10 protein-coding genes and 1 pseudogene are annotated in these 12,626 nt (G+C 74.4%); 7 read left to right on the forward strand and 4 right to left on the reverse strand.

Annotated elements, in window-relative coordinates; translation table 11 throughout:
* Positions 1–134: 134 nt before the first annotated feature.
* The gene (locus BM076_RS16895) at positions 135–1,226 is read right to left on the reverse strand and encodes an amidohydrolase family protein (protein WP_093714392.1); all 1,092 of its coding nucleotides are present in this window, start codon (positions 1,224–1,226) and stop codon (positions 135–137) included.
* 98 nt (positions 1,227–1,324) lie between these two features.
* Positions 1,325–2,296 (reverse strand): GlxA family transcriptional regulator, encoded by a 972-nt coding sequence (locus BM076_RS16900; protein ID WP_245796107.1) that lies wholly within the window; start codon positions 2,294–2,296, stop codon positions 1,325–1,327.
* Positions 2,297–2,366: 70 nt separating this feature from the next.
* Here BM076_RS16900 and BM076_RS16905 point away from each other — a divergent pair, with 70 nt between their 5' ends.
* Both BM076_RS16905 and BM076_RS16910 read left to right on the forward strand, forming a co-directional pair.
* Positions 2,367–3,818 (forward strand): MFS transporter, encoded by a 1,452-nt coding sequence (locus BM076_RS16905; RefSeq protein ID WP_093714394.1) that lies wholly within the window; start codon positions 2,367–2,369, stop codon positions 3,816–3,818.
* Positions 3,819–3,939: 121 nt separating this feature from the next.
* A complete protein-coding gene (locus BM076_RS16910; RefSeq protein ID WP_093714395.1) occupies positions 3,940–4,314 on the forward strand; it encodes a DUF488 domain-containing protein in 375 nt (124 codons plus the stop codon).
* Between the two features lie 45 nt (positions 4,315–4,359).
* On the opposite strand, the gene BM076_RS16915 is transcribed toward BM076_RS16910, so the two are convergent.
* The gene (locus BM076_RS16915; RefSeq protein WP_093714396.1) at positions 4,360–5,892 is read right to left on the reverse strand and encodes an aldehyde dehydrogenase (NADP(+)); all 1,533 of its coding nucleotides are present in this window, start codon (positions 5,890–5,892) and stop codon (positions 4,360–4,362) included.
* A gap of 172 nt (positions 5,893–6,064) precedes the next feature.
* Between BM076_RS16915 and BM076_RS16920 the strand changes: the two genes are divergently transcribed.
* A complete protein-coding gene (locus BM076_RS16920; protein ID WP_093714397.1) occupies positions 6,065–6,835 on the forward strand; it encodes an IclR family transcriptional regulator in 771 nt (256 codons plus the stop codon).
* Between the two features lie 35 nt (positions 6,836–6,870).
* Positions 6,871–7,647, forward strand: coding sequence for a class I SAM-dependent methyltransferase (locus tag BM076_RS16925; protein WP_093714398.1), 777 nt, complete (start codon positions 6,871–6,873; stop codon positions 7,645–7,647).
* A 28-nt stretch (positions 7,648–7,675) separates the two neighbouring features.
* On the opposite strand, the gene BM076_RS16930 is transcribed toward BM076_RS16925, so the two are convergent.
* Complete coding sequence (locus BM076_RS16930; RefSeq protein WP_093714399.1) at positions 7,676–8,278, reverse strand: PadR family transcriptional regulator; 603 nt, start codon at positions 8,276–8,278, stop codon at positions 7,676–7,678.
* A gap of 67 nt (positions 8,279–8,345) precedes the next feature.
* Between BM076_RS16930 and BM076_RS16935 the strand changes: the two genes are divergently transcribed.
* The 3 genes and pseudogenes from BM076_RS16935 to BM076_RS16945 all read left to right on the forward strand — a co-directional run.
* Positions 8,346–9,044, forward strand: a complete 699-nt coding sequence (locus tag BM076_RS16935) for an ABC transporter ATP-binding protein (protein ID WP_093714400.1) — start codon at positions 8,346–8,348, stop codon at positions 9,042–9,044.
* A 5-nt stretch (positions 9,045–9,049) separates the two neighbouring features.
* Positions 9,050–11,848 (forward strand): ABC transporter permease, encoded by a 2,799-nt coding sequence (locus BM076_RS16940; RefSeq protein WP_093714577.1) that lies wholly within the window; start codon positions 9,050–9,052, stop codon positions 11,846–11,848.
* Positions 11,849–11,968: 120 nt separating this feature from the next.
* Positions 11,969–12,496: pseudogene (locus BM076_RS16945) on the forward strand (SigE family RNA polymerase sigma factor); the annotation flags it as partial.
* Positions 12,497–12,626: the final 130 nt, after the last annotated feature.

Here is a 12,626-nt window from a genome sequence, read left to right on the forward strand (position 1 = left end):
ACGGCTGTTCCCCCGCGTCACCCGGATCACGGGATGACACCGCTCACCTCGGTTGACGCGCCGGTGCGTGCGCGGTGATGTCCAACGTGCACCGCCGCCTCCGGGTAACGGTCCGTCAACGACCGTCGCCGCGGTCAGCCGACGACGGCGCCGCGCAGTACGATCCGCCGCGGCGCGGCCAGCACCCGGACGTCCGCGCGCGGGTCGCTGTCGTAGACCACGAGATCGGCGGACGCGCCCTCGGTGAGGCCGTCGCGGCCGAGCCAGGCGCGGGCGCCCCAGGTCGCGGCGGACAGCGCGGCGGTGGCGGGCAGGCCGGCCGCGGCCAGTTCGGCGACCTCGTCGGGGATCAGCCCGTGCGCGAGGCTGCCGCCCGCGTCCGTACCGGCGAAGACCGGGATCCCGGCGTCGTACGCGGCCCGTACGGTGTCGTGGCGGCGCGCGTGCAGCCGCCTCAAGTGGTCGGCCCAGCGCGGGAATTTGGCCTCGCCGCCGGCCGCGAGTGCGGGGAAGGTGGCGATGTTGACCAGCGTCGGGACGATGGCGACGCCGTGCTCGGCGAAGAGCGGGATGGTGTCCTCGGTCAGCCCGGTGGCGTGCTCGACGCAGTCGATACCGGCCTCGACCAGGTCGGTGAGCGAGTCCTCGGCGAAGCAGTGCGCGGTGACCCGGGCGCCCTCCTCGTGGGCGGCGGCGATCGCCTCGGTGAGCGCGCCCTTGGGCCAGCAGGCGGCCAGGTCGCCGGCCTCCCGGTCGATCCAGTCGCCGACCAGCTTCACCCAGCCGTCGCCGCGCCGCGCCTCGCGCCGTACGTACGCGGTCAGGTCGCCGGGCTCGATCTCATGGGCGTAGTTGCGGATGTAGCGGCGGGTACGGGCGATGTGCCGGCCCGCCCGGATGATCCGCGGCAGGTCGGCGCGGTCGTCGACCCAGCGGGTGTCGCTGGGCGAGCCCGCGTCGCGCAGCAGCAGCGCCCCGGCCTCCCGGTCGGTGAGCGCCTGCTTCTCCGCGGTGGCCGCGTCGACCGGGCCCTGCGCGTCGAGGCCGACGTGGCAGTGCGCGTCGACCAGGCCCGGCAGCGTCCAGCCGGTGACGGTCACGGCCGGCGCGGCGGCCGGGCGGTCGTAGCTGATCCGCCCGCCGACCACCCACAGTTCGTCCCTGATCTCCTCGGGCCCGACCAGCACGCGTCCCTTGATGTGCAGCACATCGCTCTCAGCAGCCATGCACCGCACTGTACGAGGCGGGGCCGCGGTCCGGCGGCCGGGTCGCGCCGTGCCGTGCCGTGCGGTGCCGTGCGGGGAGGGTCGTGAGGACAGAACCGTCAGACCGCGGTCAGCCGGGAGAAGGTCGCGCGGTACTCGCTGGGGGTCAGGCCCGCCCGGCGCAGCAGATGCGCGCGCAGCGAGTCGGCGGTGCCCAGGCCGCTGGCCCGCGCGACCTGGTCGACCGGCAGCGTCGTCGTCTCCAGCAACTCCTTGGCCCGTTCGACGCGTTGGTGCAGCAGCCACTGGAGCGGGCTCAGCCCGGCCTCGGCGTGGAAGCGGCGGGAGAGCGTACGGACGCTGACCGACGCGTGCCGGGCGAGGTCGGCGAGGGTGAGCGGCTGGTCGAGCCGGGTCATCGCCCACGCCCTGGTCGCGGCGAGCGAGGTGCCGGTCTCGGCGGGCAGCGGGGTCTCGGTGAACTGCGTCTGCCCGCCGTGCCGTACGGGTGCGACGAGGGCGAGCCGCGCCACGGTGTTGGCGACGGCCGCGCCGTAGTCGGTGCGGATGATGTGCAGGCACAGGTCGATGCCCGCCGCGTAGCCGGAGGAGGTGAGCATCGGGCCGTCCTGGACGAAGAGCACGTCCGGCTCCATGACCACCGCCGGGTACCGCTCGGCGAGTTGGCCGGTGTACGCCCAGTACGTGGTGGCCTGGCGGCCATCGAGCAGCCCCGCCTCGGCGAGCAGGAAGGCGCCGGTGCAGATGGAGGCGACCCGCTTGCCCGCGCCGGCCGCCCGCCGCAGCGCGTCCACCACCCGCAGGTCGGGGTCCTCCCGGGAGCCGGTACCGGCGACGATCACGGTGTCGGCCCGTTCGACCGCCTCAAGGCCGGGCCGGATCATCAGCTCGGCGCCGCCGCCGGTCCCGACGGCGCCGGGGTCCGGGGTGCACAGCTCGACCTCGTAACCGGGGCCGCCGTCCACCTCGACCTTGCCGAAGAGCATCTCGGGCACGGCGAGGTTGAACATCGACACCGGCCGCGCGGCGATCACCGCGACCCGGTGCGGCCGGTGGCAGCTGAAGGGCATGGCCAGAACCTCCGGAACCATGGCATTGAGGCCACTACTGTACGGCGCCGACCGCCGCCACGCTGATCGCATGTCTTCCTGCCTGACCGATGACGCGCCGCTGCCCGTACCGGCCTCCCCCGTACCGGCTTCCGGCGCACCGGCTTCCGACGTACCGGCCGCTGAGGCGGTCGTCCGCTCGCCCGGCCGTACGCTGGCCGCCGCGCTGCTCGGCTTCTTCGTGATCACCCTGGACGCGTCCGTCGTGACCGTGGCGCTGCCGTCCATCGGCGCCGATCTGCACGGCGGTCTGGCCGCGCTGCAGTGGGTGGTGGACGGCTACACGCTGGTGTTCGCCGCCTTCATGCTGTCGACCGGAGCGCTGTCGGACCGGATCGGCGCGGGGCGCGCCTTCCTGGCGGGCCTGGCCGTCTTCACCGCGGCCTCGGCGGCCTGCGGGTGTGCGCCGGGCCTCGGTGTGCTGATCGGTACCCGGGTCGTCCAGGGCGCGGCGGCCTCGGTGATGCTGCCCGCGTCGCTCGCGCTGGTACGGCAGGCATATCCGGACGCGGGCGGCTCCGGCAGCTCCGGCATGGGCCGGGCGCGGGCCGTCGCGCTGTGGGCGGCGGGCGGCGCGGTGGCCGTGGCGCTCGGGCCGGTCGCGGGCGGCGCTTTGACCTCGGTCTGGTCCTGGCGCGGCATCTTCTTCATCAATCTGCCGATCGGCCTGCTCGCCGCCGCGCTGCTGGCCCGTACGCCGCGCTCCCCCCGGCGGACCGCCCCGCTGGACGTGCCCGGCCAGCTCACCGCGGTGCTCGGCCTCGCCGCGCTGACCTTCGCGGTGATCGAGGGCGGCGGGCTGGGGGCGGTGGCGGCGGCCGTCGCGGTCGCGGTGCTCGTCTGCTTCTTCCTGATCGAGGCCCGCACCGCGCACCCCGTCGTACCGCTGGGGCTGTTCCGGGACCGTACGGTGGCGGTCTGCGTCGCGGTGGGCGCCGCGCTGAGCTTCGCCTTCTACGGGATGATCTTCGTGCTCAGCCTCTTCTTCCAGCAGGTGCGCGGGCAGTCCGCGCTCGGCGCGGGGCTGATGTTCCTGCCGATGACGGCGCTGATCGCGCTGGTGAACGTCGTCGCCGGCCGGCTGGCCGCGCGGTTCGGGCCCCGGCTGCCGATGCTCGCCGGACAGCTGCTGATGATCGTCGGCCTGTTGATCCTGCTGCCGGTCGGTGCCGGGACCCCGGCGGCGCTGCTCGCGGTCGTCATGGTGCCGCTGGGCCTGGGCGGCGCGCTGGCCGTACCGCCGCTGACCGCCGCGCTGCTGGACGCGACACCGGCCGAGCGGGCGGGCCTGGCGGCCGGTGTGCTCAACGCGGGCCGGCAGATCGCGGGCGCCCTCGCCGTGGCGGCCTTCGGCGCGCTGGTCGCGCGCCCCGACCGTTTCCTGCCGGGCCTGCGCACCTGTCTGCTGCTGTCCGCCGCGCTGCTGACGGTCACCGCGCTCGCCACCCTCGCGCTCCGCCGCCCGGCGGCGCCGCACCGCTGACACGGTGGCGCGACGGCGGCGGAAGGCGTTGGCTGGAAGGACGCAAGGGCGGTCCACCCGGCCGGACCACCAACGGTCACAGGGCCGGACCGCAGGGCCGGAAAGCTGGGAGGCGGGCGGCATGACGAAGGGCGCGGACACGGCGGCCGGCTTCCGGGTGCGGCGGATCTACGGCGAGGCGGACGCGGACGACGGGGTCCGGGTGCTGGTCGACCGGCTGTGGCCGCGCGGGGTCGCCAAGGCGCGGGCCGCGGTGGACGAGTGGTGCAAGGAGCTGACGCCCTCCACGGAGCTGCGCACCTGGTTCCACGCGCACCCCGATCAGTACGCCGACTTCGCCGAGCGCTACCGGGCGGAGCTGGCCGGGCCCGCGCAGGACGAGGCCGTACGGCGGCTGCGCGAGCTGGCCCGTACCCGGCGCGTGACGCTGCTGACGGCGGTGAAGGACCCGGAGCACAGCCATGTGCCGGTGCTCCTGGGCCACCTCACCGGCTGAGCCGGCTCGACCCCCTCAGCGGGCTCAGCATCAGCCACCGCGCCGTCAGCGCTCCAGCACGCCGTCCACCCGGCGCGGCACACCCGGCGGATTGTCGTCGCGCAGCTCGGGCGGCAGCAGCGCGGGCGGCGTGTCCTGGTACGCCACCGGCCGCAGCCAGCGCTCGATCGCGGTGCCGCCCACGGAGGTCGACGTGGAGGTCGTGGCCGGGTAGGGGCCGCCGTGGTGCTGCGCGGGTGCCACGGCGACACCGGTCGGCCAGCCGTTGACCAGGACGCGGCCGGCGAGCGCGGTCAGCCGGGCCAGCAGCTCCGCCGCCTCGCCGCCGGACCGCGTGGCCTCTTCCGCGCCCAGGTGCGCGGTCGCCGTGAGATTGCCGGGCAGCCGGTCGAGGACCGCGGCCAGTTCGGCGGCAGACCCGTACCGCACGACGACGGTCAGCGGCCCGAAGCACTCCTCCAGCAGCAGGTCGTACGCGTCCTGCCCGGCGAGGTCGGCGGCGGCGACGGTGAGGAAGCCGGGGCGTACGGCGTGCTCGCCGCCGTCGCCCGCGGGGACCGGCTGCGCGACGCCGGGCAGGCCGGCGCGGGCGGCGACGCCCTTGAGGAAGTTGTCGCGCATGCGGGCGTCCAGCAGCACACCGGGACCCGCGCCGGCGGCGGCGCCGGTGAGCGCGGCCACCAGCCGGTCGCCGTGCTCGCCGCCGGGCGCCAGGACCAGGCCGGGCTTGGTGCAGAACTGGCCGACGCCGAGGGTGAAGGACCCGGCGAGGCCCGCGCCGATCTGCTCGGCGCGCTCGGCGGCGGCCTCCTCGGTGACGACCACCGGATTGAGGCTGCCCAGCTCGCCGTGGAAGGGGATCGGGCGCGGGCGGGCCGCCGCCGCGTCGAACAGGGCCCGGCCGCCGGGGACGGAGCCGGTGAAGCCCGCCGCTGCGATCGAGGGGTGCTTCACGAGGGCGACGCCCGCTTCGAAGCCGTGCACCAGGCCGATCGTGCCGTCGGGCAGGCCCGCGGCGACGGCGGCCCGGCGCAGCACGTCGGCGCAGAGCGCGGAGGTCGCGGGGTGGTCGGGGTGCGCCTTGACGACGACGGGGCAGCCGGCCGCCAGCGCGCTCGCGGTGTCGCCGCCGGGCACGGAGAAGGCGAGCGGGAAATTGCTGGCCGCGTAGACGGCGACGACGCCCAGCGGGACCTTGAAGCGGCGCAGGTCGGGGCGCGGGATGGGTTTGGCGTCCGGGTCGGCGTGGTCGATGATCACGTCAAGGAAGCCGCCCTCCTCGACCACGTCCGCGAACGCGCGCAACTGGTAGGCGGTGCGGGCGAGTTCGCCGGTGAGCCGGGGGACGCCGAGCGCGGTCTCGGCGTCGGCGGCGGCGATGATCCGCTCGGCATCCTCCTCCAGCAGCCCGGCGGCGCCGCGCAGCAGGCGGGAGCGTACGCTGCGGTCGGCGAGCGCGGGGAGGGCGGCGGCCGCCGCGCGCACGGCGGCGTCCACGTCCCCGGCCGTGGCCTCCACCGCGACCTGCTCCCGCTGCTTCCCGGTTCGGGGGTCGACGCTCCAGACTGGTACTGCCACCGGAAGAACCTCCACATTTCCGTACTGCGCGACGATTTCCGTACTGCTTCTGTGCTGCGCGAGGGCTTCGTTCTATATACTGAACGGCGTCTTCAGATGTGAATCACTCTTCGGAGCCTACGTCCACGGGCCCCGACGGAACAAGACGAACGAACGCGAGGGGTCGTACGCGATGGCTGTTGCCGAGGGAGCCGGTTCCCAGGTCAAGTCCGCGGTCCGCACGGTGGAACTGCTGGAGTTCTTCGCGGGCCGCCCCGGCATGCACAGCCTGGCCGCCGTGCAGGAGTCGGTGGGATATCCGAAGTCCAGCCTGTACATGCTGCTGCGCACACTGGTCGAGCTGGGCTGGATCGAGACCGACGCCACCGGCACCCGGTACGGCATCGGGGTGCGGGCGCTGCTCGTCGGCACCTCGTACATCGACGGCGACGAGGTGGTGGCCGCGGCCCGGCCCACGCTGGACCGGCTGTCGGACGACACCAGCGAGACCATCCACCTCGCCCGGCTGGACGGCACCAGCGTGGTCTATCTGGCCACCCGGCAGTCCCAGCACTATCTGCGGCCCTTCACCCGGGTCGGGCGCCGGCTGCCCGCGCACTCCACCTCGCTCGGCAAGGCGCTGCTGGCCACGTACACCGACGAGCAGGTGCGCAAGCTGCTGCCGGAGACGCTGGAACCGCTGACCGAGCACACCCACACCGACCGCGAGAAGCTGATCGAGGAGCTGGCCCAGATCCGGGAGCAGGGCTTCGCCGTGGACCGCGAGGAGAACACGCTGGGCCTGCGCTGCTTCGGCATCGCCGTCCCGTACCGCACGCCGGCGCGCGACGCCGTGAGCTGCTCGGTGCCGGTCGCCCGGCTCACCCCGGCCCACGAGCAGATGATCAAGGACGCGCTCTTCGACGCCAGGGACCGGCTGTTGCTTGCCACGCGGCGGCTCTGAGGAAGGGCCCCGGGGGGCCCGCGTAGGGTCGGCGCATGGCAACTCACACCGGTGCCGACGGCACCGACCCCGAGATGTTCGCGCGCCGGGCCTCCTCCTTCGGGGCGGAGGCCGCCGCTTATGCCGAGCACCGGCCGGATTATCCGGAGGCCGGGGTGCGGTGGGCGCTGGGGTCGCGGGACGGGGCGCTGGACGTCCTGGACCTCGGCGCGGGCACCGGCAAGCTGAGCGCGTCGCTGGTGGCGCTCGGCCACCGGGTGACGGCGGTGGAGCCGGACGACGGCATGCGCGGCGAACTCGTCCGGCTGCTGCCGTCGGTGACGGCACTGGCGGGCGGCGCGGAGGCGATCCCGCTGCCGGACGCGTCGGTGGACGCGGTGGTGGTGGGGCAGGCGTTCCACTGGTTCGACCAGGAGCGGGCGCTGCCGGAGATCGCCCGGGTGCTGCGGCCCGGCGGCACGCTGGGCGCGGTGTGGAACACCGACGACGACCGGGTGGAGTGGATCGCGGGGCTCGGGAAAGCGTCGTCCGGACGGGTCTCCTTCCTGGACTGGGCCTCGGGCCGGGGCATCGAGCCGCACGCCGCGTTCACCCCGGTGGAGAACGCCGACTTCCCGCACCGGCAGCCGCGCACCATTGACTCGCTGCTGGCCACCATCGCCACCCACTCCCATGTGCTGGTGCTCGAACCGGCCGAGCGCGAGGCCCTGTTGGGGCGGGTACGGGAGTATCTGCTCACCCGCCCCGAGACGTCCGGGGGCTCCTTCGACCTGGAGATCGTCACGCGGGAACAGCGCTGCGCGCTCAAGTGACCGAAGGAGCAAGCCCCCTGACGCGGCGTCAGGCGCCCCGCTCCTCCCGCTCCTCGTCCACGGCCCGCACCTCGGCCGGCTTCGCCCCGGCCGCCCCGGCCTGCGGTGCCCTGGCCTGCGGCGCCAGCCGCCGCTCGGCGCTCTCGATCAGCTCGAGGTCGGCCTTGGTGTGGGCGATGGCCGCGTCGATGAGCAGGGCGACGAGCGGATCGCCGGTGTGGGCGCGGCGCTGCCGGGTGAGTCCCGCCAGCTCCGACAGATACGTCTGCCGCTGGTCGGCGACCAGTTCGGCCAGCGCGGCGGGCCCCAGCGCGGTGGCGCCGAAGAGCTTCAGGAACAGCTCGTCGCGGAAGCCGCCGGAGCGCACCCAGGCGGTGGTGGCCCACTGCCGCACCTCCGCGGCGCCCGCCTCGGTGAGGGTGTACCGCGTCTTGTCCGGCCGGTCGCTCTGCTGGATCTGCGAGCGGGTGACATAGCCGTCCCGCACCAGCCGGTCCAGGATCTGGTAGAGGTGGCCGATGTTCAGCCCGCCCCACTGCGGGCCGATGGCCTGCTCGAAGGAGCCCTTCAACTCGTAGCCGTGGTTGGGACCTTCGGTCAGCAGCGCGAGCACCGCGTGGTGCAGTGGCATTTACACCCCTCCTAGATTGTGACAATGTACTCCCGCATCGCAGTGCCGTGGGAGATGGGGAGCCACCATGGGCGTGATTCTGCGGGACGTCACCCGCCGGTATCCCGGAGTGACGGCGCTGGCGGGCGTCACCCTGCGGATCACCGACGGCACGGCCGTCGCGCTCACCGGCCCCTCGGGCTCGGGCAAGTCGACGGTGCTGCACCTGGTCGGCGGCATGGACCGGCCCGACCGCGGCACCGTCGAGGTGGACGGCACCGCGCTGACCGCGCGCCGGATGGACGCCCACCGCCGCGGGATCGGCTTCGTCTTCCAGCGCTTCCACCTGCTGCCCGCGCTGACCGTGCTGGACAACGTCCTCGCGCCGGTGCTGCCGCGCCGGGTGGACTTCGACCGGCGGGCCAGGGCGGCGGAGCTGCTGGAGGCGGTGGGGCTGGCCGGGCGGGCCGCCGCGCTGCCGTCGGAGCTGTCCGGCGGACAGCAGCAACGGGTCGCGATCTCCCGGGCGTTGATCAACCGCCCGGGCCTGCTGCTGGCCGACGAGCCCACCGGGAATCTCGACAGCGTCACCGGACGCGAGATCATCGACCTGCTGCTCTCCCTGCGCGAGCGATACGGCATGACCCTGCTGGTCGCCACCCACGACACCGAGGTCGCCGCGAGCTGCGACCGGATCGTACGGCTGCACGACGGCCGCGTCATCGCCGACGATGAGATCACACCCGCCGACGACGTGCTGGAGCGGCTCGGGGGGCTGCGGCCGTGATCGGCATGATCTGGTCGCAGCTGCGCCGCCGCAGGGGCCGCGCGCTCGGGCTGGCCGCGGGCATCCTCGTGGCCGCGACCAGTTTCACGCTGCTCACCTCGACGGTGACGACCAGTCAGGCGCACACCACCGGCCTGGCGCGGCGCAACGCGCGGTCCGCGTACGACATTCTCGTCCGCCCGCCCGGCGCGGTCACCGACGTGGAGCGGCAACGCGGCCTGCTCCAGGCGAATTTCCTGTCCGGTGTGTTCGGCGGCATCACCCTCGACCAGTACAAGCGGATCAGGAGGATGGCGGGCGTCGACGTGGCCGCGCCCGTCGCCAACATCGGCTATCTGATGGTCGACAGCAGCGTCACGATCGACGTCTCCGCCTTCCTCGACAGCGCGGCGCCCGCGCAGATCCTACGGATCAGGCCGACGGTGACCGCCGGTCTCAGCAGCAGCTACCAGGGCGCGAGCCAGTACCTGTACCTGACCCGCGCGCCGATCACCACCCACCATCGGGACGCCGCCGACCTCTCCGTCTGGGACGGCCTCCAGACGCAGCGGGCGAACGGGAGGACGTACGACGTCTGCTGGTTCTACAACGACGACAGGACCGGCCTCGACCACAACGGCGACGGCACCCCTCTGACGCCGAGCCCGGAGTCCGAGGACCTGCGCGACATGTCGGCTCTCGACCCCGACCTCAACTCCGCGATGACCTGCCGGTCGGGGCAGCAGAAGGCCACGGTGACGGTGCCGGTCTCCTTCCCCGTCCTGCTGTCGGCCGTCGACCCGGCGGCCGAGGACCGGCTGGTGGGCCTCGGCGGCGCGGTCACCTCGGGCCGGATGCTGACCGGCCGCGACACGGCCGTGTGGGGGGCGGGCGACGACGACGGCGCACCAGGCTTCCAGGTCCCGGTGCTGCTCAGCGCGCAGCCGCTGACCGCGGGCAGCATGGACGCCGATGTGGAACGGCTCACCGTCGGCGACCCGGCCGCGCTGCCCGCCAGGCTCGGCAGCCCCGGCGCCCACGACTACGTCAACGGCCTGGCCGGCACGCCCGTCGGCACGGTCGGCGCCGATCTCGCCGGCGCCTTCACGTATCTGCCCTCGGCCGGTTCCGTCGACACCGAGGACTACTGGACCGTCGGCCCGGTCCGCTACCGCGTCACCAAGGGCGGCGGCCTGACCGTGCTGCAACAGCCCCCGCAGCGGCCCGATTTGTGGCGGACCAACGTCAACGACCAGCCGGTGCAGGCCGTCCCCGAGGAGAACAGGGGCCCGCAGTACCGCGCGGTCACCGCGCACCCCTCGACCTTCTGCTGGACCGGACAGGTCTGCGACGGATACGACGCGGGCCGCGGGCCGATCCCGCACCTGCGTCTGGTGGGCCGCTACGACACCGGGAAGCTGCGCGGCTTCGACGCGCTGTCCGACGTGCCACTGGAGACCTACCGCGCCCCGCGGGCGACCGGCGCCGACGCGGCCACCCGGATCGCCCTGCACGACGGGCCGTTGCTGCCCGACCGCAATCTCGGCGGCTATCTCAGCCCGCCGCCGACACTGCTGACCACCCTCGACGCGGCCTCGGCGCTCACCCACAGCCGGCGGGTGCCGACCGCGCAGGAGAAGGCGCCGGTCAGCGCGATCCGGGTCCGGGTGGCCGGGGTGAAGGGCGTCGACGCGGGCTCGCGGGCCCGGGTCAACGCGGTGGTCGCGCAGATCCACAGCGCGTATCCGACGCTCGACGTCGAGGTCACGGTCGGCGCCTCGCCCGCGCCGCAGACCGTCACGCTGCCGTCCGGCTTCAGGATCACGGAGGCGTGGACCGCCAAGGGGGTGGCGCTGCGCATCCTGACGGCCGTCGACAAGAAGAGCGCGATCCTCTTCGTCCTGGTGCTGGTGGTGTGCGGGCTGTTCATCGGGCAGGCGGCGCTGGCCTCGGTGCGTTCGCGCCGCACCGAGATCGGCACGCTGCGCTGCCTGGGCTGGAGCGCGCCCGAGGTGCTGGCCCTGATCCTCGGGGAGCTGACGGTGATCGGGCTCGGCGCGGGCGCGCTGGGCGCGGGCGTCGCCTATCTGCTGGGCAGCCTGCTCGGCCTCGGCGACGCGGGCACCAAGGCCGCGCTCGTCCTGCCGGTGGCGCTGCTGCTCGCGGTGGCGGCGGGCCTGCTGCCCGCGTGGCGGGCCACCCGGATGGGGCCGCTGGACGCGGTCACCGCGCCGGTGACCGCGGTGCGCCGGACGATCCCGGTACGGTCGGTCGCCGGTCTCGCGCTGGTCAATCTGCTGCGGATGCGCGGCCGTACGCTGCTGGGCGCGGCGGGTCTCGCGCTGGGGGTGGCCGCCTTCACGCTGCTGCTTGCGCTCACCCTGGCCTTCCGCGGCGAGGTCGCCGGGACACTGCTCGGCAACGCGGTGATCGCCCAGGCCCGCACCGCGGACTACCTGAGCGTGGCGCTGTCGCTGCTGCTCGGCGCCGCGGGCGCGGTGGACGTGCTGGTGCTCGCCCAGCGCGAACGGGCCGCCGATCTGGCCGTGTTGCGCGCGACGGGCTGGACCACCGGGGAACTGGCCCGCCTCACCCTCTACGAAGGCGTCGGTATCGCCCTCCTCGGCGGCCTGACCGGCGCGGCGGTCGGCCTCACCGCCGTCCTGACGATCGGTCAGGGTCTGTTGCACGGCCGCCTGTTGGCGGTCACCGGCGCCGCCCTCCTGGCGACCGCCGCCGCCGTCCTCCTCGTCTGCGCCACCCTCGCCCTCCCGATCCGCGCCCGGTCCCGCCGCCCGCCGGCCCAGCTGCTGGCCGCGGACTGACGCGGCGGGGTGCGGGCGGGGGCGGGGTTCGGCGTGAGCGTGACCTCTGCCCAGAGCGTCGCGCCGCTGCTACGCTCTCGCCGCGCCGTGGCGGGGAGGTCCGGGCAGGAAGAGGTGACCGTGGGGACCGTCATCGGTGACGACGCCGACGCCGCCGCGGATTTCCACACGTTCTTCGAACAGCACTACGCCGAACTCGCGCGGCTGGCACACCTGTTGACCGGTGAGGCGGACGCCGCCGACGACCTGGCGGCGGACGCGCTGGTCGCGATGTGGCGGCACTGGGACCGGGTGCGGGCCGCGGAGCACCCGGTGGCGTACGCGCGCGGCGTGGTCGCCAATCTGGCCCGCTCGCGGATCCGCAGCGCGGTACGGGAGCGGCGCAGGATCGCGCTGTTCTGGTCGCACCCGCAGGACCAGGACCGTACGGACGGGCCGGACGTGCCCGCGGTGCTCGACGTGCGCGAGGCGTTGCAGCGGCTGCCGTTCCGCAAGCGGGCGTGCGTGGTGCTGCGGCACGCGTTCGACCTGTCGGAGCGGGACACCGCGGCGGTGCTCGGCATCTCGGTCGGTACGGTGAAGAGCCAGACGTCGCGCGGCGTCGCGGAGTTGGAGCGGCTGCTCGCACCGAAGGCGGGTCCCGTCCAGGGCGCGGTCCAGAGCACGGTTCCGGACGCGGTCCAGAGCACAGTTCCGGACGCGGTCCAGAGCACGGTCCCCGCCGCCGTCCAGGACCGGGCGGCGGCACCGGCCGGTACGGCCCCCGTGCCGGCCGCTC

Origin of the sequence: Actinacidiphila alni (assembly GCF_900112845.1) — a bacterium.
GTDB lineage: Bacteria > Actinomycetota > Actinomycetes > Streptomycetales > Streptomycetaceae > Actinacidiphila > Actinacidiphila alni.